The sequence below is a fragment of the Williamsia maris genome, from assembly GCF_024171815.1.
Classification (GTDB): domain Bacteria; phylum Actinomycetota; class Actinomycetes; order Mycobacteriales; family Mycobacteriaceae; genus Williamsia_A; species Williamsia_A maris.
Window position 1 is genome coordinate 122,790 of sequence record NZ_JAMTCJ010000002.1, and the last position, 25,647, is coordinate 148,436.

23 protein-coding genes, 1 tRNA gene, 1 other RNA gene and 1 pseudogene are annotated in these 25,647 nt (G+C 68.9%); 10 read left to right on the plus strand and 16 right to left on the minus strand.

The annotated features are described in order from the left end of the window. Nucleotides 1-38 precede the first annotated feature (38 nt). Complete coding sequence (locus LX13_RS07455; RefSeq protein WP_253660718.1) at nucleotides 39-932, minus strand: LysR family transcriptional regulator; 894 nt, start codon at nucleotides 930-932, stop codon at nucleotides 39-41. A gap of 71 nt (nucleotides 933-1,003) precedes the next feature. On the opposite strand from LX13_RS07455, the gene LX13_RS07460 reads away from it, so the two are divergent. The 3 genes from LX13_RS07460 to LX13_RS07470 are packed head-to-tail and all read left to right on the plus strand — an operon-like array spanning nucleotide 1,004 to nucleotide 3,907. After that, a complete protein-coding gene (locus LX13_RS07460; RefSeq protein ID WP_253660719.1) occupies nucleotides 1,004-2,029 on the plus strand; it encodes an EamA family transporter in 1,026 nt (341 codons plus the stop codon). Then, entirely contained in the window at nucleotides 2,026-3,189 is a 1,164-nt protein-coding gene (locus LX13_RS07465; RefSeq protein ID WP_253660720.1) for a Mur ligase family protein, read from the plus strand. The genes LX13_RS07460 and LX13_RS07465 overlap by 4 nt, the downstream gene beginning before the upstream one ends. Continuing rightward, complete coding sequence (locus LX13_RS07470) at nucleotides 3,182-3,907, plus strand: type 1 glutamine amidotransferase (protein WP_253660721.1); 726 nt, start codon at nucleotides 3,182-3,184, stop codon at nucleotides 3,905-3,907. The genes LX13_RS07465 and LX13_RS07470 overlap by 8 nt, the downstream gene beginning before the upstream one ends. Nucleotides 3,908-4,032: 125 nt before the next feature. On the opposite strand, the gene LX13_RS07475 is transcribed toward LX13_RS07470, so the two are convergent. From LX13_RS07475 to LX13_RS07515, 9 genes are all read right to left on the minus strand, one after another. Continuing rightward, entirely contained in the window at nucleotides 4,033-6,057 is a 2,025-nt protein-coding gene (locus LX13_RS07475) for a neutral/alkaline ceramidase (protein WP_253660722.1), read from the minus strand. Nucleotides 6,058-6,175: 118 nt separating this feature from the next. Then, a complete protein-coding gene (locus LX13_RS07480; protein WP_253660723.1) occupies nucleotides 6,176-6,640 on the minus strand; it encodes an Rv0361 family membrane protein in 465 nt (154 codons plus the stop codon). Nucleotides 6,641-6,975: 335 nt separating this feature from the next. Then, nucleotides 6,976-7,515, minus strand: a complete 540-nt coding sequence (locus LX13_RS07485) for a uridine kinase family protein (protein WP_301301002.1) — start codon at nucleotides 7,513-7,515, stop codon at nucleotides 6,976-6,978. A 17-nt stretch (nucleotides 7,516-7,532) separates the two neighbouring features. After that, on the minus strand, nucleotides 7,533-8,144 hold the full coding sequence (gene recR / locus LX13_RS07490) for a recombination mediator RecR (protein ID WP_188488306.1): 612 nt from the start codon (nucleotides 8,142-8,144) through the stop codon (nucleotides 7,533-7,535). Between the two features lie 7 nt (nucleotides 8,145-8,151). Next, a complete protein-coding gene (locus LX13_RS07495) occupies nucleotides 8,152-8,478 on the minus strand; it encodes a YbaB/EbfC family nucleoid-associated protein (protein WP_253661779.1) in 327 nt (108 codons plus the stop codon). Between the two features lie 69 nt (nucleotides 8,479-8,547). After that, the gene (locus LX13_RS07500) at nucleotides 8,548-8,883 is read right to left on the minus strand and encodes a hypothetical protein (RefSeq protein ID WP_253660725.1); all 336 of its coding nucleotides are present in this window, start codon (nucleotides 8,881-8,883) and stop codon (nucleotides 8,548-8,550) included. A gap of 12 nt (nucleotides 8,884-8,895) precedes the next feature. Then, on the minus strand, nucleotides 8,896-9,858 hold the full coding sequence (locus LX13_RS07505; RefSeq protein WP_253660726.1) for a pseudouridine synthase: 963 nt from the start codon (nucleotides 9,856-9,858) through the stop codon (nucleotides 8,896-8,898). Between the two features lie 39 nt (nucleotides 9,859-9,897). After that, on the minus strand, nucleotides 9,898-10,335 hold the full coding sequence (locus tag LX13_RS07510; protein WP_253660727.1) for an SRPBCC family protein: 438 nt from the start codon (nucleotides 10,333-10,335) through the stop codon (nucleotides 9,898-9,900). 93 nt (nucleotides 10,336-10,428) lie between these two features. Next, nucleotides 10,429-10,932 carry an OsmC family protein gene (locus tag LX13_RS07515; RefSeq protein ID WP_253660728.1) on the minus strand — a complete coding sequence of 168 codons (504 nt, stop codon included), beginning with the start codon at nucleotides 10,930-10,932 and terminating at the stop codon, nucleotides 10,429-10,431. Between the two features lie 266 nt (nucleotides 10,933-11,198). Here LX13_RS07515 and LX13_RS07520 point away from each other — a divergent pair, with 266 nt between their 5' ends. The 3 genes from LX13_RS07520 to LX13_RS07530 all read left to right on the plus strand — a co-directional run bounded on the left by LX13_RS07520 (nucleotide 11,199) and on the right by LX13_RS07530 (nucleotide 15,305). Then, on the plus strand, nucleotides 11,199-12,599 hold the full coding sequence (locus LX13_RS07520; RefSeq protein WP_253661780.1) for an FAD-binding oxidoreductase: 1,401 nt from the start codon (nucleotides 11,199-11,201) through the stop codon (nucleotides 12,597-12,599). Beyond that, a complete protein-coding gene (locus LX13_RS07525; protein ID WP_253660729.1) occupies nucleotides 12,596-13,939 on the plus strand; it encodes a class I SAM-dependent methyltransferase in 1,344 nt (447 codons plus the stop codon). The genes LX13_RS07520 and LX13_RS07525 overlap by 4 nt, the downstream gene beginning before the upstream one ends. A 163-nt stretch (nucleotides 13,940-14,102) precedes the next feature. Next, entirely contained in the window at nucleotides 14,103-15,305 is a 1,203-nt protein-coding gene (locus LX13_RS07530; protein WP_253660730.1) for an MFS transporter, read from the plus strand. Here LX13_RS07530 and LX13_RS07535 read toward each other — a convergent pair. The 6 genes from LX13_RS07535 to ffs all read right to left on the minus strand — a co-directional run bounded on the left by LX13_RS07535 (nucleotide 15,288) and on the right by ffs (nucleotide 22,848). Next, a complete protein-coding gene (locus LX13_RS07535; RefSeq protein ID WP_253660731.1) occupies nucleotides 15,288-16,166 on the minus strand; it encodes an AraC family transcriptional regulator in 879 nt (292 codons plus the stop codon). The genes LX13_RS07530 and LX13_RS07535 overlap by 18 nt on opposite strands. Before the next feature lie 192 nt (nucleotides 16,167-16,358). Further along, nucleotides 16,359-18,638 carry a DNA polymerase III subunit gamma and tau gene (locus LX13_RS07540; protein ID WP_253660732.1) on the minus strand — a complete coding sequence of 760 codons (2,280 nt, stop codon included), beginning with the start codon at nucleotides 18,636-18,638 and terminating at the stop codon, nucleotides 16,359-16,361. Between the two features lie 10 nt (nucleotides 18,639-18,648). After that, nucleotides 18,649-20,007 (minus strand): glycosyltransferase 87 family protein, encoded by a 1,359-nt coding sequence (locus LX13_RS07545; protein ID WP_253660733.1) that lies wholly within the window; start codon nucleotides 20,005-20,007, stop codon nucleotides 18,649-18,651. A 141-nt stretch (nucleotides 20,008-20,148) separates the two neighbouring features. Then, complete coding sequence (locus tag LX13_RS07550; RefSeq protein ID WP_253660734.1) at nucleotides 20,149-21,435, minus strand: glycosyltransferase 87 family protein; 1,287 nt, start codon at nucleotides 21,433-21,435, stop codon at nucleotides 20,149-20,151. Between the two features lie 3 nt (nucleotides 21,436-21,438). Further along, on the minus strand, nucleotides 21,439-22,716 hold the full coding sequence (locus LX13_RS07555) for an aspartate aminotransferase type Ic (RefSeq protein WP_253660735.1): 1,278 nt from the start codon (nucleotides 22,714-22,716) through the stop codon (nucleotides 21,439-21,441). Nucleotides 22,717-22,753: 37 nt separating this feature from the next. Further along, an RNA gene (ffs, locus tag LX13_RS07560) (signal recognition particle sRNA small type) lies at nucleotides 22,754-22,848 on the minus strand. Nucleotides 22,849-22,940: 92 nt separating this feature from the next. Between ffs and LX13_RS07565 the strand changes: the two genes are divergently transcribed. The 4 genes and pseudogenes from LX13_RS07565 to LX13_RS07575 all read left to right on the plus strand — a co-directional run bounded on the left by LX13_RS07565 (nucleotide 22,941) and on the right by LX13_RS07575 (nucleotide 25,626). Further along, nucleotides 22,941-23,026, plus strand: a tRNA-Ser gene (locus LX13_RS07565). 229 nt (nucleotides 23,027-23,255) lie between these two features. Next, nucleotides 23,256-23,393 (plus strand): annotated as a pseudogene (locus tag LX13_RS23625) (NmrA family NAD(P)-binding protein); the annotation flags it as partial. 59 nt (nucleotides 23,394-23,452) lie between these two features. Further along, a complete protein-coding gene (locus tag LX13_RS07570) occupies nucleotides 23,453-24,025 on the plus strand; it encodes an NmrA family NAD(P)-binding protein (RefSeq protein WP_505011330.1) in 573 nt (190 codons plus the stop codon). Continuing rightward, on the plus strand, nucleotides 24,022-25,626 hold the full coding sequence (locus LX13_RS07575) for an MFS transporter (RefSeq protein ID WP_253660736.1): 1,605 nt from the start codon (nucleotides 24,022-24,024) through the stop codon (nucleotides 25,624-25,626). Before LX13_RS07570 ends, LX13_RS07575 begins: the two co-directional genes overlap by 4 nt. Nucleotides 25,627-25,647 lie beyond the last annotated feature (21 nt).

A 25,647-nucleotide genomic window follows, 5' to 3' on the forward strand; every position in this document is an offset into this window, starting at 1 on the left:
GCGTTACGGGGAGTCGCCGACACGACCCGTCGAGCCCCTCATCCCGACCACGTGGTGACCACCTCGCGAAGCCCCTCGGCGACCGAGCGGATCGCGGGTCGGCGCAGCGCATCGGGCCGGTGGACGAGGTCGTACTGGCGGGCCGCGCGCACGCCGGACAGGACCAGCCGCACCACCTCCGGGTTGCGCACCGCGAACCTGGGGAGCAACGCGATCCCGTGACCGGCGGCGACCAACGCCTCGATGGCGGTGAAGTCGTTGATGCGGTGGGTGATCCGCGGTTGCACCCCGGTGACGGTGGCCAGTGAGAGCAGGACGTCGTCGACCGGGAACCCACCGCGGACGCTGATCCAGTCCTCGTCCGCGAGGTCGTCGACGGCGACGGTGCGCTGGTCGGCCAGTCGGTGGCCCGGGGGCACCACGACGTCGATGGGTTCGCGCATCAGCGGCTCGACCGTCACCCGCGGCGACGCGAGTGCGGGCGCGCGTTCGTCCCGGTGGGTGAGGACCAGATCGTGGTCGGGCAGCAGATCGGGCGCCTCCGGGTACGTCAGGTCGATGTCGGTGGCGACGATCTCGATACCGCCCTCGCGCATCACCGTCAGCAGGCGGGGCAGCACGAGCGCGGTGGCCGAGGGGAACATCGCGACGCGTACCGACCCGACCGAGGTGCCCCGTCGCGACGCCATCTCGTCCTGGGCGCGGTCGACGGCGGCGATGACCTCGTCCGCGCGCAATACGAGAGCGCGGCCGGCGTCGGTGAGCCGCACGCCACGCCCGTCCTGCTCGAGCAGGGCGATGCCGGACTCCCGCGCCAGGACCTTGAGTTGCTGCGAGACCGCCGACGGTGTGAGCTTCAAGGCATCGGCGACCGCGCCCACGCTGCCCCGGTCGGAGAACTCCCTGAGTATGCGCAGACGCCGTACTTCCATGAAGAGATTCTAAACAGTAGATGCACTTCATTTCGATTGTGCTGAACTGATTCCGCCCGCACGATGAGCGCATGTCCACTCGTCACCGCATGATCGGCCTCACCGTGGTTCTGCTCTGGGGCGTCAACTTCATCGCCATCCATGCCGGCCTCGAACACTTCCCGCCGTTCTTCTTCGCCGCCCTGCGTTTCGCGGTCATGGCGATACCGGTGATCCTGTTCGTGCCCTTCCCCAACGTCCCTGTGCGGTGGTGGCTGCTCTACGGCGTCGGCTTCGGCATCGTCCAGTTCGCGTTCCTGTTCCTCGCGCTCGCCAACGGCATGCCCACCGGTCTTGCGTCGCTCGTCCTGCAGTCGTCGGCACCCTTCACGGTCGTCCTGGGCGTCCTGCTGCTCGGCGAGCGCATGACCAGACGCCAGATCGGCGGGATCGCGGTGGCTGTCGGCGGGATGGTGGTGATCGCGGTCGACCGCATGCAGGACGGCGCGGGTGCGGGCATCATCCCGATGGCGTTGACGCTGATCGCCGGCCTGGGCTGGGCGTTCGGCAACCTGGGCAGCCGACTCGCACGCAGCGACGACCCGATGCGCCTCACCCTGTGGATGTGCGTCGTGCCACCGATCCCGCTGTACCTGATGAGCCTGGTCATCGAGGGCCCCGCGGCGGGTTTCGACGCCATGTCCACCGCGTTCACCCCGAACGGTTTGGTCGCCCTGGCCGGCCTCGCCTACGTCGTCCTGCTGGGGACCATCGCCGGCTCCGGACTCTGGTCGTACCTGATGAGCCAGCACCCGGCCAGCACGGTCGCCCCGTTCTCGCTGCTGGTCCCCGTGGTCGGCATCACCGCGTCGTGGATCGCGTTGCACGAGCGGCCGAGTGTCCTGCAACTCGTCGGGGCGGCGATCGTCATCGTCGGCTGCCTGGCCGGACTGATGGGATCGGCGCGCAAACCGGCTCCTGTGAAAGACTCGCAGGCATGTCCGACGCTCCCCGAACCCCCCGGGCACGCCTCCCGATTCGTACCCGGACGGCGCTCGCGGCAGCAGCAGGCGCCCGATGGGCCTCGCAGAGAACCGGTCGCGGCAAAGGCTCCATGATCGGTGGTCTCATCGCCGCCAAGATCGACCCGTCGATCATGGGTCGGTTGGCCGGGGGCAAGCGCACGGCGCTGATCACCGGCACCAACGGCAAGTCGACGACCACCAAGATGACCACCGCAGCCCTGGGCACCCTGGGACAGGTGATCAGCCAGGCCGACGGCGCCAACATGGACGCCGGGATCATCGCGGCGCTCACGCTGGGTCGCGACGCCCCCTACGCGGCGATCGAGGTCGACGAGCTGCACGTGCCGCACGTCAGTGACGCCGTCGACCCCGATGTGCTTGTGCTGCTGAACCTCTCGCGGGACCAGCTCGACCGCGTCGGCGAGATCAACATCATCGAACGACGTCTGCGCGAGGGGATTGCCCGTCACCCGGACATGACGGTCATCGCCAACTGTGACGACGTTCTCGTCACGTCGGCGGCCTACGACGCCGCCAACGTGGTGTGGGTCGCCGCGGGCGCCGGGTGGGCGAACGACTCGGTCAGCTGCCCGCGGTCCGGTGAGCCCATCGTCCGCACCGACAACGACTGGTACAGCAGCGGAACGGATTTCCGGCGCCCTACCCCGACGTGGTGGTTCGACGAGGACTCCATCCACGGTCCCGACGGTTTCACTGCACCGATGACCCTGACGCTGCCCGGAAAGGCCAACCGCGGGAACGCGACACAGGCGGTCGCCGCCGCGGTCACCATGGGCGCCGATCCGGCCGCAGCCGTGGTCGCGGTCTCCGGCGTCGGCGAGGTCGCCGGACGCTACGGCGTACGCACGGTCGGCGAGCACTCCGTGCGGATGCTGCTGGCGAAGAACCCCGCGGGCTGGCAGGAGGCGATGTCGATGATCGACCCGACCGCCGCCGGGCTGGTGATCGCCGTGAACGGTCAGGTCCCCGACGGCGAGGACCTGTCGTGGCTGTGGGACGTGCGGTTCGAGCACTTCGAGAACACCGCGGTGGTCGCCGCGGGCGAGCGCGCATCGGATCTCGGTGTCCGCCTCATCTATGCCGGTGCAGAGCATTCGACGATTCCCGATCCGCTGGCCGCGATCGCATCGTGCCCGCCGGGTCGTGTGGACGTGCTCGCGAACTACACGGCGTTCCGCGACCTCGGTGTCGCCATCGACCGCATCGAACGGGCGGAGCAGCGACATGGCTGACGGCACATCGACATTGCGCATCGGGCTCGTCCTGCCCGACGTGATGGGGACCTACGGCGACGGCGGCAACGCGCTGGTGTTGCGTCAGCGGGCGCGCATGCGCGGCATCGACGCCGAGATCATCGAGATCACCCTCGACGACCCGGTGCCGGACTCCCTCGACGTCTACACCCTCGGCGGCGCCGAGGACTACGCCCAGCGCCTGGCGACCCGACATCTGCTGCGCTACCCCGGTTTACAGAAAGCCGCCGAGCGCGGTGCGCCGGTACTCGCGATCTGCGCCGCGATCCAGGTGCTGGGGCACTGGTACGAGACCTCGGCCGGTGACCGCGTCGAGGGAATCTCCATGCTCGATCTGACCACCACCCCACAGGGTGTGCGCAGCATCGGCGAGCTCGTCACCAACCCCACGCTGCCCGGCCTCACTCAACAGCTCACCGGATTCGAGAACCACCGCGGTGGAACCACTCTCGGTACGGAATCGACCCCCTTGGCGCGCGTGGTCGCCGGCGACGGCAACCGGGAGGGCGGCCGCATCGACGGCGCGGTCACCGGTTCCGTCATCGGCACCTACCTCCACGGCCCGGCGCTGGCCCGCAACCCCGAGCTCGCAGACCATCTGCTTAAGCAGGCGCTGGGCACCGACGAGCTCGCTCCCCTGCCGTTACCCGAGATCGACCAGCTCCGACGCGAACGGATCACCGCCGCCAAGCGCTGATCATCGGTCTTCGCGCCGCCGCCGACATGAGCGCGCACCTACCGCGCAAACGCGCGGCAACCTGGGCGCGCATTCGAACGGTGGGCGCGCGTTCGAGGGTCGAATCCCTCGCTCACGCCGTCGGGTCAGGTGACCGTGAAGGCTCCCGAGGTCCCGGTGAACGGCCGCACCGTCCCCGTGGCGGACCTGCTGTCCCCGAAGTAGCGGATCCGGAAACGACCCCGCGTGTCGGCCGGGATCGTCCATCGCACCGTGACCAGCGAGGTGTTCTGCGAGCCCCTCGGCCGCTTCCAGTGCAACTCGGTGCACCAGTCGTTGTCGTCGAACACCAACACCCACCGCGGGCCGTCCTGACGTTCCACGGCGAAATAGGTTCCACCGGTGTGGAAGTCGTTGGTCGGATGGGCACCGACGAAGTCGACGGAGACAGTCGCTCGCGGGGCGTACCACGTGGACGGCTCGGTGAGCACGTCGCCGAAGCGGTGTCCGCGCATCGGTGCGTCCGGCGGAACGGCCGGGAGCAGATCGGGTTGCGGTGACGACTTGTCCACCGGCGCGGGCCCTCGACCCAACCCCCTACCCGACACCATCGAGCGGGCCAGGCGGTCGAACTCCTGCAGGTACGCCGACAACGTCCACCGCCCGAACTGCGTCTCGCCGCCCTCGTACTGCTGCGCGTCGTACTCCTGCTCGGTGGTGACGTACTGGCTGTAGCCGTTGGCGTAGCCCTGCAGCAGCACGTCGTCGGCATCGACACCGAGTGCGGCGGCCACCACGCGCCGGACCCGCAGGCCCGCAACGATCGTGAACTCGGCGGGCGCCGCGGCGAGAATCAGCGACCCGATGCGCATGATCTGGATGGGCAGGATCGACGGAATCCACCCCGACGGCGGCAGCAACCCCAGCGGCACGACGACGAGCTTGGGCGCCTGCACCGCGCGCACCCAGTCGGGGACGTCGATCTTCTGGCCCTCGTCGAACAGCGGGACCGGCCGGTTGTAGTTGTCCTCGGTGCTGGTCCCGATGGCCGCCGCACCCATGCACGCCGGTCCCGTCCGCGCGGGCCTGCCCTCCGGGGTGAAGCGCGCGGCGATCGACACCCTCGAGAAGTCCACGTAGTGGACCACCGACTCGATCCCGTTGCGCGCCATGGATGTCGCGGTCGCGAGCGCCGCCCGGCCCGCGTCGTGCTGTCGGCGTCCGATGATGAGGCAGTTGGTCCGGTTGTCGGCGGTGGGGCCGGACGGGTGCAGCTTGCGCAACCACAGGTTCGGGGTCATGTCGCCTGCGTTGGTCTGCGGGAACGACGCCACCACACCGTCGGTGGCGGACTCGGCGAGATAGCTGGCGTAGCCCTTGTTGTCCCCGGAGATGAGGACGTTGCGGTCGGTCAGCGAGGTGCCGTGCGTCGAGAACCACGTGATCTGACCCGCGTCGGTCGCCGCACCGTTCTTGCGCAGCCGCAGCACGGTGACCGCGGGATCGATCGCGTCGGGGAACACTGCCTTCTCCGACGCCGGGTTGCGGTCGAAAGCGGTACGAGAGCGGTTCGCGCTGGCGTCGTGGAGTTCTCCGCGACCCATCGCGATCGTGCCGGGCGCGAGATCGTTGTGCGCCGCGACGATCGCGTTGACGATGCCGTTCACCTCGGCCTCGTACGACTTCTTCTTGAAGCCGAGAGCTGCGAGCGTGTAGGCGTAGTCCCACGCCGTACCGCCACAGGAGTTGTGATTGTGCGTGGCGTTGAGGTTGACGTTTCGCTCGGTGTACAGATCGCCGAATCGCCGTCGGAGGCGTGCGATCACACCGAGATGGACCGACTGGAACAGGCACGCCACGTCGGCGTTGACGAAGACGACGCGTCCGCCGCCGACCTGATCGGCGATCACGTAGGCGCGTGCCCAGCATCGGGACAGCAGGCCCGCACTGACCTGGTCGGGCTCGGAGTAGCCCATCATCCCCTGCCCGGCGACGGCACCGGTCATGTCCGCCCGACCGCACCCGACGAGATACCCGCCCGACCCGGACGGCGCTGCGTGCGCGGCACCCGCCCGGTCGGTGGCGAACGCTCCGCCGAGCGCGACTCCACCCGCACCGACGGCCAGGGCGCCCAGCACCGTGCGCCGGTCGATCGCTTCACCCGTGCCCATGGCAACCGTCCGTCCGTCATCCCCGCGCCCACCCGAGCGCAGGGATGATCATCGCAGGATCGATGCGTTCGGCTGAGGGAAATGACAGAGCTCCGCTCAGGGAAACCGGCGAGTCGGATCAACGACCGCTGCTGGGACACACCTTCCAGCTGCCGCTCTCCTTCAGCAACACGACGTCGACCTTCACCGGCACACCGTCGAATCCGAACTTGGCCGTGGCCTTGTCGCCGTCGACGACGATGTCGGTCACCTGGTATTCCGGGAGGCCGGTGAACGCGCCGGCGCCACCACCAGATGCCGATCGCTGCATCAGGGCCAGGTCCTGGGAACACACCAGCGGCCCCAGGGAGGCGCCGTCGCCACCGGTGATCGCCTTCGCGTAGCCGGCGACGACGACCTGGATCTCGGCCTCGTCGCCCGACGACGCCCCTGCGGAACCGGATGTCGTCGGCGCAACCGACGACGCGGCAGACGAACTGGCGGCGACGGACGATCCATCGGAGTCGTCATCTCCGGTGAGCAGGACGACCGCGGTGACGACTCCGGCGATCATCACCGCCACGACGAGAACAGCGGCGGCCACCAGCGGGCCGCGATTGCGCTTCGGCCCACCCGGGCCCGGTTGCGGTTGCCACGGTGCTCCGGGGCCCGGCCGACCGAAGGGCGGTTGGCCGAAAGGCTGCTGTCCATAGGGGAACTGACCGAACAAGGGCGGGCCCTGGGGGCCGGGCTGACCGTAGGGACCAGCTCCGCCGTAGGGACCTGCCGGCGGACCATACGGACCGGGCGGGCCATACGGACCCGCCTGTCCCGGTGGGCCGTAGGGGCCGGGGCCGTATCCGGGTTGCGGAGGCGGCCCCCACTGACCCGGGTCGTATCCGCCCGGTTGATCCCCGGGAGGACCGTACGGAGGTTGATTCACACCGACACCACCTGACAACGCTCGCGGGTGCGGTCCACGGCGAACCACCCGAATTCGAAATCCTGCCACCGCTGCAGGTACGGCCGCGATTCCTCGCCGTCGCGGGCCACGGCCCGTTCCAGGCGTTCGGACGGCGAACCGCCGTCGAGCCACAGAGCGGTCTCGAGCCGATCGGCCATCCGTGCACGGGCGCTCGAGACGCCCTCGATGATCAGCAGTGGTTCCCACCGCAGCCACACACGCGGCCCTGCCTGTGCGGTGCCGTCGTGCCACACCCGCGGGTGATAGCGGTAGTCGTGGCGACGGGTGAACGATTGCAGCACATCGGCTTCCAGTTCTGGCCACCACCCCACCGGGTCATCCCAGGTCGCGAAGTCGTCGGTGCGGATGAGCACCGCCCGGACGCGACGCCGGGCCAGTTCGGCCATCAGGGCATCGGCGAACGTCGACTTCCCGGCCCCGGACGGTCCGTCGATCGCCACGATGCCTGCGCGGAGACCGTCTGCGATCTGTTGTGCCGCAGCACCATAGGACAACCGCCCGACGGCGGCGGTCACGTCAGGACCCGTCGCCCCGACATCGCGCGCCCGAGGGTCAGCTCGTCGGCGAACTCGAGGTCGCCGCCCATCGGCAACCCGGACGCGAGCCGGGTGACCGAGAGCCCGGGGAAGTCCTTGAGCATCCGGACGAGGTAGGTCGCGGTCGCCTCACCCTCGGTGTTGGGGTCGGTCGCGACGATGATCTCGCTGACGTCGACCCCATCGGTCTGATTGGCCAACCGGCGCAACAGCTCCCGGATCCGCAGCTGGTCCGGCCCGATGCCGCCGAGAGGGTCGAGGGCGCCACCGAGGACGTGATACCGGCCGGCGAACTCTTTGGTCCGCTCGATGGCCTGGACATCCTTGGGTTCCTCGACCACGCAGATCTTGGTCGCGTCGCGGCGGGCGTCGCCACAGATCCGACACAGCTTGTCGGCGGAGACGTTCCCACACTCGACGCAGAAGGTGACGTCGTCACGGACGTGCCCGAGGGCGCCGATCAGACGGTCGATCTCCTTGTTCTCGCCGCCGAGCAGGTGGAACGCGATGCGCTGAGCGCCTTTGGGTCCCAGACCGGGGAGCTTGGCCAGCTCGTCGATCAGATCCTGGATCGGCCCTTCGTACACTCGATCCTCACTGCCCCAGGCCGGGACCGCCGAAGCCGGGGAGTCCACCGCCGAGGCCACCCGCGAGCGGGCCCATCGCGGTGGAGGTGAGCTCGTCGCGCTTGGTCGCGAGGTCGGCGAGCGCCCCGACGATCAGGTCCTGCAATGTCTCGATGTCGTCGACGTCGACCACCTTGCGGTCGATCGTGACCGCGGTGATCTCGCCCGCGCCCGAACCGGTGACCGTCACCAGGCCGCCACCGGCGGTGCCGGTGAGCTCGGTCGCGGCGATCGTGTTCTGGGCGCTGAGCAGCTGTTCCTGCATTTTCTGAGCCTGGGCGAGCAGGCCTGCCATCGGGTTCTCGGGATCCACGCGCTCCAGAGTAGTGGCTGGTGACCGACGACCTCGTCCCCCACGCGCGGCTCAGCGCAGAAGGCGTTCCACGTGGTCGGCGATCTCGTCGACAGTGCTGCCCTGGGCCGGTTCGACGTCGAAGGAGAGCACGTCGCTGCCGCCGAAGATGCGGGCCGCGCGGGTGGTCAGCGCGAACTCGAATCGGTCGTCCACCCGCCGCCAGCGCAGGATGCCCTCGGGGATCGGGGCGCCCATCCCGGTCGAGATCTGATGGGTGGAGGCCTCGGTGGTCGCCAACGACATCAGGTCGCGTTGGATCTGGAAGCAGTCACCGCTCTCGGTGTCGAGGAAGACGACGGCCTCGAACTTGAGGTCGGGCAAACGGTCGTAGGAGACGACGATCATGACCCCATCTCCTCACACCCCGTCCTCGGACACCTCATCTTCGGACAACACCGACCGGGTACTGCAGAACACGCGCCGTCGGCCGGTGAGCGGGTCGTCGAACTCGAGTCGGTGGGCGACCAGACGCAGGGGCCGGGTGAAGTCGCCGGAGTCGGGTCGGGCCGCGAGCTCCGCGCGGACCTCGGGGTAGAGCGGGTCGCCGTCGATGGGGATGCCCAGGCCTGCCATGTGGAGTCGCAGCTGGTGCGTCCGGCCGGTGTGCGGCGTCAGCCGGTACTCGGCCAGCCCGGCCGTCGCGTCCGAAGAGGCGTCGAGCAGCTCGACCCGACTGCGCGCGTTGACCTCGCCGTCGACCACCCGCGCTCGGAGGTCACCGGAGTCCTTGAGGATCCGGTTCTCCACGTCGGCGGGCAGCCGCAGATCGGTCCGCACCGGCGCCGCCGCCCGGTACTCCTTCTGCACGAGCCGATCGGCGAACAACGCCTGGTAGTCGCGTCGCGCCTGCGGTCGTCGGGTGAAGAGCAAGACGCCCGCGGTAAGGCGGTCGAGTCGATGGGCCGGGCTGATGAGGTCGGTGCCGAACTCGCGACGCAGACGCACCAGGGCGGTCTCCACCACGTGCACGCCGCGCGGCATCGTGGCCAGGAAGTGCGGCTTGTCGACGACGATGATGTCGTCGTCGGCGTGCAACACCGGCAGGTCGAACGGGATCGCGACCTCCACCGGCAGGTCGCGATAGAGATAGACCGGCGCCCCGGGGGTGGTCGGGGTCGACGGATCGAGCGGCGACCCCGACAGGTCGACGATCTCGCGTGCCGCGAACCGCGCGAGCAGGCCGGCCTCGTCGAGATCCGACAACGCAGGCGCCCGGCGCAGGGCGTCGATCAACAGCTCGTCGGTGGTCCGCAGCACCACGCGCGTGGCGTCGACACCGTGCCGTGGCGGCAGCGGCGACGACCTCCGGCGTCGGCCCATCGCCGCGCTACCGACCCGCGTCGAACCCGCCCGTCGCGATCACTTCTCCAGGCGGGACTTGAGGTTGCCCAGGAGGGCGGACTGGATGCGGTTGAGCCCCTTGGGGGCGAACGTCTTCTCGAAGAAGCCGCCGATACCGCCTGCGCCCTTCCACGACGTGGTGGTCTCCACCATCGACCCGTTGCCCTGGGGCGAGACGGTGTAGGTGGTCACCATGGTCGAGTTCTCGTCGTTCTCGGTGATGGTCGAGCCGTTGACCGCAACGGTGGCCTTCACGTTGCGCGAGCGCTTCGACGTCGCCTGCAACGTCCACTGTGCGACCGTGCCCGCACCGGTGGTGCCGCTGATGACCTGGTAGTCGAGGTACTGCTCGGGCAGGATCTGCGGACGCACGACGGCGTAGTCACTCAGTGCCGCCAGCACCGAATCCGGTGTTGCGTTGATGTCGATCGACTGTGTAGCCGAAACCTGTGCCACGACGAATCACTCCCCTTGCGTGTCCATGGACTCCGATGTCGCTCGCAAGGATACGGAGGTGTGTGACCTGGGGGCGCTGCGGTGTGGGCGGCCTCAGCCGCGACGTACCTCCACCGGGGCCGAACCGGCCAGGGTGCGGGCGACGACGCAGTAGCGCTCGGTCAGTTCGAGGAGCTTGTCGATCTTCACGTCGTCCTCGTCGGTGTCGAAGGTGAAGGTCAGCGAGATGTCGGTCATCCCGACCGGCGTATCGCGGTCGACGCCCAGGGTTCCGCGGGCGTCGAATGCGCCGTCGGCGCGGACCTGGGCGTTGCGGATGTCCAACGACATCGCCGTCGCGACCGACCGGAACGTCACACCCGCGCACGCCACCAGGGCCTGCAGCAACATGTCGCCCGAGCAGGCCTCGCTGCCGTCGCCACCGGTGGTCGGGTGCAGACCGGCGCGCACCGATCCGGCCCACGTGTCGACCGTGCAGGTGATGTCGTCGTCGGTGAACGTGCCGACCGCGTGCAGCGGGGCGATCGCGGCGCCCGGGTCGTCGCGGTAGCTGTCCTTGAGGGGTTTCTGCAGATTGCGCAGCGCGGTGGCATCCATGGAATCGATGCTGCCACGTCGCCCGCCCGGCGGAGGCCACCGGCTCGGATCGGCTGTTGTTCACCTTCGGATCAGCCGCTGGTGTCGCACGGTTGGTTGGCGGTGCAGACGCAGGAGTCCTAGGCTCAGTGGGTTCGGGCGCGGGTCGCGGGCGGGACGGCGAGGACGGCTTCGCCGCGTCGGTGGCAGCCGCCGTGCCGACGTGAGCAACCAAAGAGGTTCACAAGAATATGAGTGCAGACAGGTCGACGAGCAGCGACCGGGAGATGGGCTGGGACGCCTTCGCCGCGGGGGTCGAGACCCTGCTGGCGAGCTACCGCGCGATCCCGTCACATGCACGTGTCCGACTTGCGAAGAAAACGTCGAATCTGTTCCGCCGCCGTGCCAAGAACCCGTATCCGGGTCTCGACGTCTCTGGTCTCGACCGTGTCATCGAGGTCGACGCCGACGCCATGACCGCCGACGTCGCCGGCATGTGCACCTACGAGCACCTCGTCGACGCCACGCTCCCCTATGGTCTCGCGCCGCTGGTGGTCCCACAGCTCAAGACCATCACCCTCGGTGGCGCGGTCACCGGACTGGGAATCGAGAGCACGTCGTTCCGAAACGGGTTGCCGCACGAGACCGTCCGCGAGATGGACGTGCTCACCGGAGCCGGCGAGATCGTCACGGTCAGCCCTACCAACGAGCGGTCCGACCTGTTCTTCGGGTTCCCCAATTCCTACGGAACGCTCGGCTACAGCACGCGATTGAAGATCGAGCTCGAGAAGGTGGACCCGTTCGTCGAACTGCGCCATCTGCGCTTCGACGACGTCGCCACGCTGCAGGAGACGATGGATCGCATCGTCACCGACCGCAGCCACGACGGCGAGGTCGTGGACTACCTCGACGGAGTCGTGTTCTCGGCCACCGAGTCCTACCTGACCCTCGGGCGGCGCAGCGCCGAGCCCGGGCCGGTCAGCGACTACACCGGCACCGACATCTTCTATCGATCCATCCAGCATCCGGCCGCCTCGACCCCGAAGCGGGATCGGCTGACGATCCACGACTACCTGTGGCGCTGGGACACCGACTGGTTCTGGTGCTCGCGCGCATTCGGTGCGCAGAACCCGAAGATACGTCGGCTCTGGCCGAAGCGGTTGCTGCGCAGCAGCTTCTACTGGAAACTCATCGCGCTCGACCACCGCTTCGACATCGCCGACCGGCTCAACGCCCGTAAGGGTGAGCCGCCGAACGAGCGGGTCGTACAAGACATCGAGGTGCCGATCGAACGCACCGCCGAGTTCATCGCGTGGTTTCTCGAGAACATCCCGATCGAGCCGATCTGGTTGTGCCCGTTGCGACTCCATGAACCGCTGCCCACCGGCGCCGATCCGAGTCGTCCCTGGCCGCTCTATCCGCTGGCACCCCGGCACACCTACGTCAACGTCGGCTTCTGGTCGGCCGTCCCGAAGATCGAGGGCGAACCGGAGGGCCGGGCCAACCGGCTCATCGAGCGCAAGGTCTCCGAACTGGACGGCCACAAGTCGCTGTACTCCGACTCGTTCTACGACGAGGCGGAGTTCGACGAGCTCTACGGCGGCGAGTCCTACCGCCTGCTGCGCAAACATCACGACCCCGGATCACGATTCCTGGACCTCTACGCAAAGGCGGTGAAGCGTCAATGACGACTTTCAAGGACAACAGCAATTCCTCGAGTTCGGGGACGTCGCGCTCCACTCGCAGCAGCAGCCCGAAGATGTCGCTGGCCGAGATCGTCGAGGCCGTGGCCGGCGGCGACCTGTCGGTCCGTGTCACCGCCTACGACGGCAGCGCTGCCGGACCCGAGGACGCCGAGTTCGGCCTCGACCTGGTCACTCCCCGCGGTACGACCTATCTCGTCACCGCCCCAGGCGATCTCGGTCTCGCACGCGCCTACATCTCGGGCGACCTCAACCTGCGCGGCAGCCACCCGGGCGACCCGTACGACTCGCTCAAGGCGTTGTCGGCCAACGTGAGCTTCGCCCGCCCGAGCGCGATGACGATGGCCACGATCACCCGGTCCCTCGGCCTCGAGGCGTTCAAGCCGATCGCGCCGCCGGCACAGGAGGCGCAGCCGCGTTGGCGGCGCATCGCAGAAGGCCTGCGGCACAGCCGTACCCGTGACGCCGAGGCGATCCACCACCACTACGACGTCTCGAACACGTTCTACGAGTGGGTGCTCGGACCGTCGATGACCTACACGTGCGCCTGCTACCCCGAACGCGATGCGAGCCTGGAGACGGCCCAGGACAACAAGTACCGACTCGTCTTCGAGAAGCTACAGCTCAAGCCGGGCGACCGACTGCTCGACATCGGTTGCGGCTGGGGCGGAATGGTCCGCTACGCCGCCCGCCAGGGCGTGTACGCAATCGGTGCGACACTGTCGGCCGAGCAGGCGGCCTGGGCGCAGAAGGCGATCGTCGACGAAGGGCTCAGCGAGTTCGCCGAGGTCCGCTTCAGCGACTACCGCGACGTCACCGAGTCCGGTTTCGACGCCGTCTCCTCCATCGGACTCACCGAGCACATCGGCGTCGCGAACTACCCGTCGTACTTCGGGTTCATGCGCGACAAGGTCAAGCCCGGCGGACTCTTCCTGAACCACTGCATCACCCGCCCGGACAACAAGGGCAAGCACAAGGCGGGCGCCTTCATCGACCGGTACGTGTTCCCCGACGGGGAGCTGACCGGCTCGGGCACCATCATCTCGGCCGTGCAGGACGTCGGCGGACTCGAGGTGGTGCACGAGGAGAACCTGCGCGAGCACTACGCGATGACGCTGCGTGACTGGAACCGCAATCTGGTGGAGAACTGGGACGCGGCGGTCGAGGAGGTCGGCGAGTCGACGGCTCGACTGTGGGGCCTGTACCTGGCCGGTTGCCGGGTGGGCTTCGAGCGCAACATCATCCAGTTGCATCAGGTCCTCGGCGTCAAGCTCACCGACGACGGTTCCAACGGCCTTCCCTTGCGGCCGTGGTGGAACGCCTGACAGCAGCGAACTCCGGTCCCACCTCGCAGGACGGATCGGTGCGGCCATGCTCCGGCCACGTCACCTGCAGAGGGACCACGTCGCCGAGGCGAGGTAGACGGATGGTCAGGTGCGGTGGACGCACGGTCATGCGCCCAGAGCATCGAACCGTCACGCTGGTCGCATGACGACACAGACCGACGCAGCCCCCATCCTGCGGACTCGCACTGCCTGGTGGGCGGTGGTGACGATGATGGCGACGAGCTTCGTCCTGGTGACCGCCGAGTTCCTCCCACCGAGCCTGCTGCCGTCGATGGCCGAGTCCCTGGGCGTCACCGAGGGGCAGGCGGGACAAGCCGTGACCGTGACCGCGTTCGTCGGGCTGCTCACCGCACCGACGATCGCCGTCATCTTCCCGCGACTCGACCGACGCGCCCTCCTGGTCTGGCTGGTGGTCGGCGCCACGGTCTCGAACGTCGTCGTCGCCGTCGCGCCGAATCTGTTGACCCTCCTCATCGCACGCCTGCTCCTCGGGGCGGCCATCGGTGGATTCTGGGCGATGTCGCTGGCCGTCGCCGCCCGCCTGAGTGCCCCGGAGCACCTGGGCCGCGCCGTCATGGCCGTCAACACCGGCACCACCCTCGCGACCGTCGCGGGAGTGCCCCTGGGCCTTTACCTCGGATCAATCCTCGACTGGCGCAGCGTCTTTCTGGGTGCCGCGGCGCTCAGCGCCGTCGTGGCGGTCGCCGTGCGACTCGTCCTGCCTCCCGTGACACCCGGCGCCGCGACCGGTCTCCGCGGCCTCGGCGACGCCCTCGCCGTGCCCGGCGTGGCCTGGGGGCTGGTCGGCCACGTCCTGGTGGTTCTGGGTCACTTCGCCGCGTTCACCTACATTCGGTCCGCACTGGATCAGTCACCATCGCTCGGCTCGACCGGCGCGGCCGTTCTGCTGATCGTGTTCGGGATCGGGGGCTTCGTCGGCAATCTCGTCGTGGGCGTGCTGATCGACCGTCACCTCTCGGTCCTGCGACTGGCGGTGCCGCTCCTGATGTCCGTCGGTATCGCGGGCCTGGGGATCTTTCCCGGTCAGGTTGCCGTGATCGCCGTAGCCGTTGCCGCGTGGGGATTCTCCTTCGGCGCCTGGCTGACAGTCGTGTCCACCTGGATGGCGCGGGCCGCAGGAGACCGACTGGAGGCAGGCGGCGGGCTGGTCGTGGCCGGGTTCCAGCTCGCCATCACACTCGGCGCCGGTGCCGGCGGTCTGCTCGTGGACAGTGCCGGCATCCGGACAGCGGTCCTCATAGCCGCGACCACCGCCCTGGCCGGCGCGATCATCTTCAGCACAGCCCGCCTGTCGGTGGCACAGGTGTCAGACGAGGCGGTCTGATGACTCCTGGCGTGCCGTCCGCCAGCGTGCAGGCGAGACCCCCTCGTGCCGCTGGAACGCGCGGCTGAAACCTGCGTCGGAACCGTATCCCAACCGGTGCGACACCTCGGTGACTGTCGTGTCACCGCGTGCGAGCATCCGTTTGGCCGCGTCGATGCGCGCTGCTGCGAGATAGGCGACGGGAGGCTGCCCGAACAGGTCTCGGAACCGCACCGCGAAAGCCGACCGTGACATCGCAGCCACGCGAGCCAGCTCGTCGACCGTCCAGGCCCGTCCGAGGTCTCGATGGAGTTCATCGACGGCCCTGCTCACGTGAGGGTCCTGGACCTGCCGGAGCCAGCCGGCTTCCGCGCAGCCGAGTTCGAACCACCGCCGAACAGCCACCGAGGCGACCATGGTGCCGATCCGACTGCAGATGATCGAATCCCCGGGCCGCGTCGAACCGTCCGGCTCGCACCCAGCGCTCATGTCCTCGATCAGGGCGATCACCTGGGGCTCATGGTGGGAGAACCGGTGCACGACCATGACCGCGGGCAGCGTGTTCACGCTCGTGCGGCCGTCCACCGTCGGCACCATGCTCACTCGCACCGCGGACGTCCGGGTCTGCGCGCGGAGACGGTAGCGGTGAACACGAGGAAGAAAGACCAGATCCCCCTCGGCCACGTCGATCCCGTCGTCGTCGCCGACCCAGAGCGTCGCCAGACCTGTCGAGACGAAGACGAACCCGGCCGGACCGTCCGACCGCTCGATCGCGCGACCGGCCTCGAGCTCGACGCCACACGATTCGACCAGGGTCCATTCCAAGGCTGAGAGGGCGCGATCGAGCGCCTGCCGCCGCGGGGTGTCGTTGACGACCGTCATGCCGCTGTCAGCACCGCGGCGACGACCGATATTCCGCCGACGGCCCGCGGGCGTCGAGCTCCGTCACCGAAACGCTCACCACTGGGTCATTCGACCACGACGACCGCAGCCGTCCAGCCTGCGTACGCGCGCTCCCCGTTCGTATGCGCGCCCACCTGGGCGCGCGTGTGAACCGTAGGCGCGCATCGACGTTCAGCCGTCGATACGGCGGGCGCCGAGTTCGGACGCCAGCAACGCCATCGCGACCTGCTCGGGATCCTGCCGCGGGTCCGGATCGTTGTCGCGGGCATCGGCGGCCATCTCGTCGCGCTCGGCGTCGGTGAGTTCGTCGTCGGCGACCGGTGGAGCCTCGGGTACCGGGGAGGGCTCTTCCGGCGGAGGCGGCTCATCCGATGACGCCGGTGGCCCGTCGCCGGCGGCGCGTCCACCGCGTCGGGTGTAGGTGTTCTTCTGCCCGGCCGCCTTGGCCCGTCCGGGACCGGCCGGGTCGGCCACGGTCTTCACCGTGACGGTGTCGTTGGGCAGGTGCTCACACCGCACGGTCCACGCGCCGCCGAACACATCGTGCATGGCGGCCGCGATCACCGCGGTGCCGCGATCGGACGCCAGACGTGCGACGAGTGGTGCGTTGTCGTGGCTGATCACCAGGGTGGAGCCCTCGACACCGCGGACGGTGGCGCCGGACAACATCACCTCGACGACCTTGTCGTGATCACGAACCTTGGTGCGCACCTCGGACCACACCGCGCGCACTGCCGCGGCGTCCGGGGTCGCAGGCGTCGACGCCGCCGCGGGCTCCGGCTCCGGCTCCGGCTCGGGCTCGGGCTCGGGCTCGGGCTCGACGAGTGTCGGCTCCTCGACCTCGGGCGGTTCGACGACGGGTTCCGACTCGGCGGCCGGTTCGTCGGCGAGCGGCGGCTCCGGCTCCGGCGGCTCGTCGGTCTCCGGTGGCTCGATCAGCGCGGGTTCTTCCGGTGCGACGGGCTCGGTGTCCGCCGGCGGGGGCGCAACGGGAGCGGCCGCGACGACCTCGGGTGCGACGGTCTCGACCGGCGCGGGGTCCGGGGTCGGCTCGGGCCGCGGTTCGGGCGTGGGAGCCGGCGCGGCCACGGGGGTGACCGGTTCAGGGGCAGCCGGCGGGGCGGCCACCACCTGCGCGGCGGGCTCCGGGGTGGCCTCGACCTCCGGCTCGGCGCGCTGCTGGGAGCGTCGGACGAACTTCGAGTCCGGCGCGGGCTCGGACACCGGCGCACCGGGACCCGACGCCGCAGCGGGAGCGGTCGCGGCGGCCGCGGCGCGCGCCACGACGGGTGCACCACCGACGAGCTGCGCCTCGATGCGTTCGAGTCGCTGCAGCACCGCTGATTCCGCGTCGGTCGCGGCGGGCAGCAGCATCCGTGCGCACATCACCTCGAGCAGCAACCGCGGCGAGGTGGTGCCGCGCATCTCACCGAGCGCCGCATGCACCGTCTCGGCGTAACGGGTGAGGGTGGCCGGTCCGATGCGATCGACCTCGTCGCGCATCCGCTCGATCTGGTCGCCGGGCGCCTCCACCAGACCGCGGTCCGCGGCATCCGGAACCGCCTGCAGGAGAATGAGATCGCGGAGTCGCTCGAGCAGATCGACCGCGAAGCGGCGCGGGTCGTGTCCGGCGTCGACGAGGCGTTCGACCGCACCGAACAACGATGCGCCGTCACCCGCGGCCAGTGCGTCGACGGACTCATCGATGAGGGCGACGTCGGTGACACCGAGCAGGGCCAGCGCTCGTTCGTAGGTGACGCCGTCGTCCCCGGCTCCGGCGAGGAGCTGGTCGAGCACGCTGAGCGAGTCACGGGGCGAACCCCCACCCGCGCGGATGACCAGTGGGAAGACCGGGGGCGCGACCTGCACCCCTTCCTGCCCGCAGATCTTCTCCAGCAGCCCGCGCATCACCTGCGGCGGGAGCAGGCGGAACGGGTAGTGGTGCGTTCGCGAGCGGATGGTCGGCAGGACCTTCTCCGGCTCGGTGGTGGCGAAGATGAAGATGAGGTGCTCCGGCGGCTCCTCGACGATCTTGAGCAGCGCGTTGAAGCCCGCGTTGGTCACCATGTGGGCCTCGTCCACGATGAACACGCGGTAGCGCGACTCGGCCGGCGAGTACCCCGCCTTGTCCCGGAGATCGCGGGTGTCGTCGACACCACCATGGCTGGCGGCGTCGAGCTCGATCACGTCGAGGTTGCCCGGCCCGCCAGGGGCAAGCGCGACGCACGAGGCGCAGACACCGCATGGCGTCGACGTCGGGCCCTGCACGCAGTTGAGTGAGCGGGCCAGGATGCGTGCCGACGACGTCTTGCCGCAGCCGCGGGGGCCGGAGAACAGATACGCGTGGTTGATGCGGCCGGAATCGAGAGCGCGGCACAACGGTTCGGTGACGTGTTCTTGGCCGACGACGTCGGCAAACGTAGCGGGTCGATACGTCCGGTACAGGGCCACGTCGAAGAGACTACCGGCGTGGACCGACGGCGCTCGAGGCGCCGAGGCCGTCATCCACAGGCCCCTGTGCGTCGTCGACCGACGACCCGTTCGACGACCTCGTCAGGCACACCGCGATGGTGGTCAGCGCGGTCAGACCGAACACGCAGATGTAGGGCTGCGTGCCGAACCACCGGAACCAGTCCGGCACCGGGTTCATGAACGTCCCGATGCCGTAGAACGGCCGCAACCCGAGGGCGCCGTCGGGAAGGTAGAAGCTCCAGATGAAGGTCGCGAGCACCAGCCCCACCGGCAGGACCAGCAGGCCGACGGCGGCGAGTGGTCGCCGGTTGCGCAACGCCCCGAGGACGAAATCGATCGCGACCACGAGCAGCGGGACGAACCACACCCAGTGGTGGCCCCACGAGAACGGCGACACCGCGGTCGTCGTCATCCCGGTCAGGGCCAGCGCCAGGACCTCGTTGCCGTGCCGGAAGGCCAGGTACGCCGCGGTCAGACCGATGACGATCGCCACCGCCGACATCAACACCCACAGACCGTTGCTGGGGTGCTCGGTGGTGAAGATACGTGCGAGGGCACCTCGGATCGACTGGTTCGCGGGGGTCCTGGTGGGTCCGACGCGTTGCGAGTCGAAGATCTTGTCGCTCCAGAACTTCCACGATCCGCGCGGGATGATCGCCGCACCGATGACCACGGTGAGCAGCCCGGTGACGGCCGCGATGATCGCAGGCTTCCAGCGACGGGTCACGAGAAGATAGAGCCCGAAGAACCCGGGCGTGAGCTTGATGCCGGCGGCGAGCCCGACACTGATGCCCTTGAGTCGACTCCCGTCGGGCCGCAACAGGTCCCACATGACGATGGCCATGAGGAAGACGTTGATCTGGCCGTACCAGATGGTGGTGCGCACCGGCTCCATGAGCAGGGCGACGGTCACCAGCGACACCGACATCGCCACCAGCCGCCAGTCGGCCCGGTAGCCCAGTGCACGGAACGATCCGAAGACCACCCAGAACAGGGCCGCGACGATCAGCACCGACCACACGAACACCGCGACGTCCTTCGACATCCACCCGAACGGCTGCAGGACGATCGTGGAGAACGGCGGGTAGGTGTATTCGAAGCGGCCGCGGATCGGGCCGTCGTAGATCGGGATGCCGTGCAGCAGATGCAGGGCACCCGCGCGGTAGACCTTGAGGTCGACCTGGTTGTTGAACAGTCCGAAGACGCGGGCGTTGATCGGGATGTAGGTGAGCTGCACGTACACCGCGACCGCGACGATGACCGCGAGCAGCACCAGGAACAGCGGATGACGGGGCAGGCTTTTGCCCGCCCGTCGCCGGGCGGGGGCGGCCGAACTCGGTGAGTTCACAGCACTCTCCCTGTTTTCCGTGGAATGTGAGAGATAGTAACCACCTCAGCGGGTGGCAGCGAACATCGATCGCCGTCGGGCGATTCTGCGTCCACACTGCTCAGAGACCGTTTTGGACGCTTTCGCTCGGATCGGCGACGGTTACCGGTTCGCCGAGACGCGAGGCGGGGACTCGGCGGCTCGCGGCCGGGTCGTGGCGAGCGCGACGATCGTCGTCACCGCGGCCACCACGAAGATCCAGTTGTAGGGGTCATAGGTGAACCAGCGCAGCCAACTGATGCCGTACTTGAAGAACAGTCCGGTGTAGTACGCGTCCGGGTGCTCGACACCGACGAAGGTCATCGACCCGGCGAGGTGGGTCCGCCACGCGAACGTCGTCAGCACGAGCCCGACGACACCCGCGCCGGCGAGCAGTCGGTGCACCGCGGTACGGGCCGAGAAGACGTGGTGCAGCGCGATCACCCCGAGCGGGACGATCCAGACCCAGTGGTGCCCCCATGACATCGGCGACACCGCACACGAGGTCAGACCGACCAGGGTCAGCGCGAGGAGCTCGTGTCCGCGGCGGTGGGCCATCAGCGCCGCGGCGAGCCCGAGGGCCAGCGCGGCGAGCGCGAGCACCAGCCACGCGATGGTCGACGGATGCGAGGTGGCGAAGTTGTTCGCGAGCGCGCCGCGGATCGACTGGTTGCCGACGGTGTCGGGGACGCCGACGCGGTCGGAGTCGATGAAGGTGCCCGTCCAGTACTGCCATGAGTCGCGCGGAAAAGCGACGAACGCGATGACCACGGTCGCGACGAACCCCGCGAGCACGCCGGCCACGGACCGCCACCGACGCTGCGCGGCGAGATAGACGATGAAGATCAGCGGCGTCAGCTTGATGCCGGCCGCCACGCCGGTGGCGACGCCGCGCAGCCGAGAGGATTCCGGGCGCAACAGGTCCCACAGCACCAACGCCATCAGGAAGATGTTGACCTGGCCGAACCAGATGGTGCTGCGTACCGGCTCGAGCAGCGCCGAGATCACGACGAGCGACGCAGAGATCGCGCGCAGTTGCCAGGTGATGCGGTAGCCGAGGTTACGAAAGCTCAGCGTGATCACGAGGTAGAGCACGACGAAGATCAACACCGACCACACGACGCGGGCCGCGGCGAACGGCATCCACGCGAACGGCGTGAACAGCAGCACCGAGATGGGTGCGTACGTGTAGTCGAGATGGCCCAACAGCTTCGCGTCGTAGAGGCGTTGGCCGTCGAGGACGGTCTGGGCGCCCGCGCGGTAGACGTCGAGGTCGAGCTGGTTGTCGAACAGCCCCCAGAAGGGCTCGTCGAACGCGACCACGACGTGCTGCAGCCAGATCGCGAGGAGGCCCAGCGCGACGGCGATCGTGGTGACGAGTACCGGCCGCGGAACCCGGAGGTCCGGCACCGATCAGGACTTCTGGTCGGCGAGCAGCTTGTCCGCTGCCGCCAGGAGAACACAGGTCGCGACACCGTCCATCGCGGTGCCCAGCTCGTCGAGGCCGGGGAAGGTCGGTGCCAGGCGGATGTTGCGATCGTAGGGATCACGCTTGTACGGGTAGGTCGAACCGGCTGCGGTCAGGGCGATCCCGGCGTCCTTGGCCAGCTCGATGACGCGCGCGGCCGTGCCGTCGATGACGTCCAGGCTGACGAAGTAGCCGCCCTCGGGATCGGTCCAGGACGCGACCTTGGACGACCCGAGTCGGTTGTTGAGGATCTCCGAGACCAGCTTGAACTTCGGCGCCAGCAGTTCGCGGTGACGGGCCATGTGCGCACGCACCCCGTCGGCGTCGCCGAAGAACTTCAGATGCCGCAGCTGGTTGACCTTGTCGGGTCCGATGCTGCTGAACGCCGCGTACTTCTGCTGCCAGGCCACGTTCGCCTCCGACGACCCGAAGAACGAGACGCCGCTGCCCGCGAAAGTGATCTTCGACGTCGACGCGAACACGTAGGGACGGTTGAGGTTTCCGGCCGCAGCCGCCATCTCCAGGATCGGGTAGGGCGTCGGCGCGGTGTCGGCGAGGGTGTGGACGGCGTAGGCGTTGTCCCAGTAGATGCGGAAGTCGGCGGGCGCGTCCATCTCGACGAGCGCCTTCACGACGTCCTCGCTGAAGGTGACGCCGGTGGGGTTGGAGTAGGTCGGGACCGCCCACAGTCCCTTGATCGACGGGTCCGCGGCGATGAGCGCCGCGCAGGCGTCGACGTCCGGGCCGTTAGGCAGCATCTCGACCGCGATCATCTCGATGCCGAGGGCTTCGCAGACGGAGAAGTGCCGGTCGTAACCCGGTGCGGGACAAAGGAATTTGATCTTCTGCTGACCCCAGGGACCGTCGGAGTCGGGGGTACCGTGCAGGATCGCGTACGAGGTCAGGTCGTACATCAGCTGCAGGCTGGAGTTGTTGGCCGCGACCAGCTGCGACGCGGGCACGGCGATCAGCTCGCCGAAGATCTCGCGGAGCTCGGGCAGACCGGCCAGGCCGCCGTAGTTGCGGCAGTCGGTCCCGGCGCCGTCGCGGTAGTCGTCGCCCGGCAGCGACAACAGTCCGTTGGACAGGTCGAGCTGGTCGGGAGCGGGCTTCCCGCGGGTCAGGTCGAGCTTCAGACCGGCCGCCTGCAGATCCGAGTACAGCGTGGTCAGCTCGTCGCGGGTGGTACCGAGTTCGGTCGCACTCATCGAGTGGAAGTTCACGCTGGCCTTTCGCTCCGAACCCGGGCGTCGAGGATAGATAAGAGGATCCCGCGCACCCGAGAGAGCCCGTTGACCCTTGCTGCCTTCCGGCCCTGGGGGAGTTCACAGGATGCACGCCGCGCGGGATCCGTCGTCAAGTGTAGACGGTGCCGCGCCGCTCGCACAGCGGGGCGTTGACCAGGCCATTTTTGGCGCCTGTCACCTGCGCGGCTATCATTCCCGACGGAGGATTCGCCTAGTGGCCTATGGCGCTCGCCTGGAACGCGGGTTGGGTTAATAGCCCTCAGGGGTTCGAATCCCCTATCCTCCGCCGCCAGATGCCCGCCCCTCACCGGGCGGGCATTCTGCTTTCCCGGCGGGTGCGGCCGAATCCGTGGTGTTCACGGCCCACATGGAGGGGCGGACACGCGCAGTGGATTCCTAGGGTTGATCGGATCGGTTCTGCCGATGCGATCAAGGAAGGGACGTCCATGTCACACCACACGGTGCTCGGTGCCACCGGCGCCCAGGGCGGCGCCGTCGTCACCGCACTGCTGGAGATGGGCGAGTCGGTGCGGGCCGTCACCCGCCACGCCTCGTCCGCACGCGCGCAGGCCCTCTCCGCGGTGGGCGTCGAGGTGGTCGAGGCCGACCTCCTGGATCAGGCGGCGCTACGGGCGGCGTTCACCGGCACCGACACCGTCTTCGCGGTCACCACCCCGTTCGAGAGCGGTCCGCAGGCGGAGATCGACCAGGGATGTCGATTCTCGCCGCGGCCGCCGACGTACCGCATCTGGTCTTCTCGTCCGTGTCGGACGCCGATCGCAGCACCGGTATCCCGCACTTCGACAGCAAGGCCGTCGTCGAGGCGGCGCTGCGCGAATCCGGGCGGCCGCACACCGTCATCGGCCCCACGTATTTCTACGACAACATCGCCGGCAGCCTCGACGAGATCCGCGCGAGCGGCCGCCTCGAGCTGCCCATCCCGACGACGACGCCTCTGCAGCAACTCTCGCGTCGCGACCTGGGTCGGTTCGCGGCCGCCGTGCTGACCGATCCGTCGGCGTTCGACGGTCGACGCATCGACATCGCCTCGGACAACCCGACCCCAGACGAGATGGCGGCAATCCTCGGCGCAGCGTTGGGCCGTGACGTCACCGCCGTCGCGGCCGACCCGAACGATCTGGGGTCCGACGACATGCGCGCGATGTTCACCTACCTCGGTGACCACGGCTACTCCGCCGACATCGACACCCTGCACGCGGCGCACCCCGGCATCGGGTGGCAGAGCTTCGGAGAATGGCTCGACGGCGCCATCAGCACGCGATGACAACCACGGCCGAGGGGTCCGCCTGGGCTCCGCTGCGCAACACGGTCTACCGCAATCTGTTCCTGGCGCAGATGGTCTCCAACATCGGCCTGTGGATGGAATCGGTGGGCGCGCAGTGGTTTCTCGTCGAACGCGGGAGCAGTCCCACCGTCATCGCCCTCGTGCAGACCGCGAGCCTCGCGCCGACCATCCTGTTCTCACTGCTCGCCGGGGTGCTCGCCGATCTGCTCGACCACCGGCGCATGCTCATCGCCCTCTCGGTGTACTCGGGTGTGGTGGGCGCGGTCATGGCCGTGCTCGCGTGGACCGGCCTGCTCACCGCGCCATGGCTGTTGGTGACGACCTTCCTGCTCGGCGCCGGGTCGGCGCTGACGTCGCCGGCGTGGCAAGCCATCCAGCCCGAACTCGTTCCGCGCGAACAGATCCCGTCCGCCGCCGCGCTGGGCAGCGTCACCGTCAACGGCGCCCGCGCATTGGGTCCGGCACTTGCCGGTGTCGTCGTAGCCGCCGCGGGACCCGGCGCGGTGTTCGCGCTCAACGCGGTCAGCTACTTGGCAGTGGTGTGGGCACTGGCGATCTGGCGCCGCCCACCCGACACCCGCGTCATCGAGCGCGAACGCATCGGGACATCGCTGGTGGTCGGCGTCCGGTACGTCCTCGCCGCACCGACCATCCGCCGACTCATGGTGCGGGCGGCGATGTTCGCCTTCCCGGCGTCCGCGCTCTGGGCGTTGCTGCCGGTCGCGTCGTCGAGCCACCTGGGTCTGGGGTCGGCCGGGTACGGCGGCATCCTTGGCGTCCTCGGGCTCGGGGCACTGCTGGGCGTCGTGCTGGTACCGCGCCTTCGACGGTCGGTGTCGGGGTCGATCGTGTTGGGCGGTGGCGCTGCCGTTTTCGGGATCGGCACCCTCGCCCTCGGATTCGCTCCGCTGTGGTTGGCCGTCCCAGCGTTGCTCGCCGCAGGCGCCGCGTGGATCGCCGCGCTCACCACCATCAACTCCGAAATCCAGTTGTCACTGCCTGCCTGGGTGCGGGCTCGCGCGATGGGCGCCTACCTGCTGGTCTTCATGGGGTCGCAGGCCATCGGTTCCTTCGTGTGGGGTGTGGTCGCCACCGCGGTCGGGTACCGGACCGCGCTGCTCGTGGCGGCCGGCGTGCTCGCGGTGGTCGCGGTGAGCGTTCGACACCTCCCGTTGCGGGAGAGCACCGGGAAGCTGGATCGCGAGGTGGCGATGACCTGGCCGGTACCCACCCTCGTCTTCGAGCCCGAACCCGACGACGGGCCGGTGTTGGTGACGGTGCGCTACCGGGTCCGCCCGGACTCTCTCGACGACTTCGCGCGGGCGATGACGCGCGTCGCCCGCGGACGACGCCGCACCGGCGGTAGTTGCTGGGGCCTCTATCGCAGCGGGGACGACCACGAACTCGTCGTCGAACAGTTTGTCGTCGGTTCGTGGTCGGAGTACCGCCGCCAGCACACCGAACGGTGGACCGGCTACGACCACGAATCGATCACCGCGGCCGTGGCGTTGACTGTCGACGGTCAGGGCGAGGAGAACCGATTCTTCGCCGTGCACGCCTCGAAACATCGCGGACGCTGACCGCCGGGCACTACCGTTACA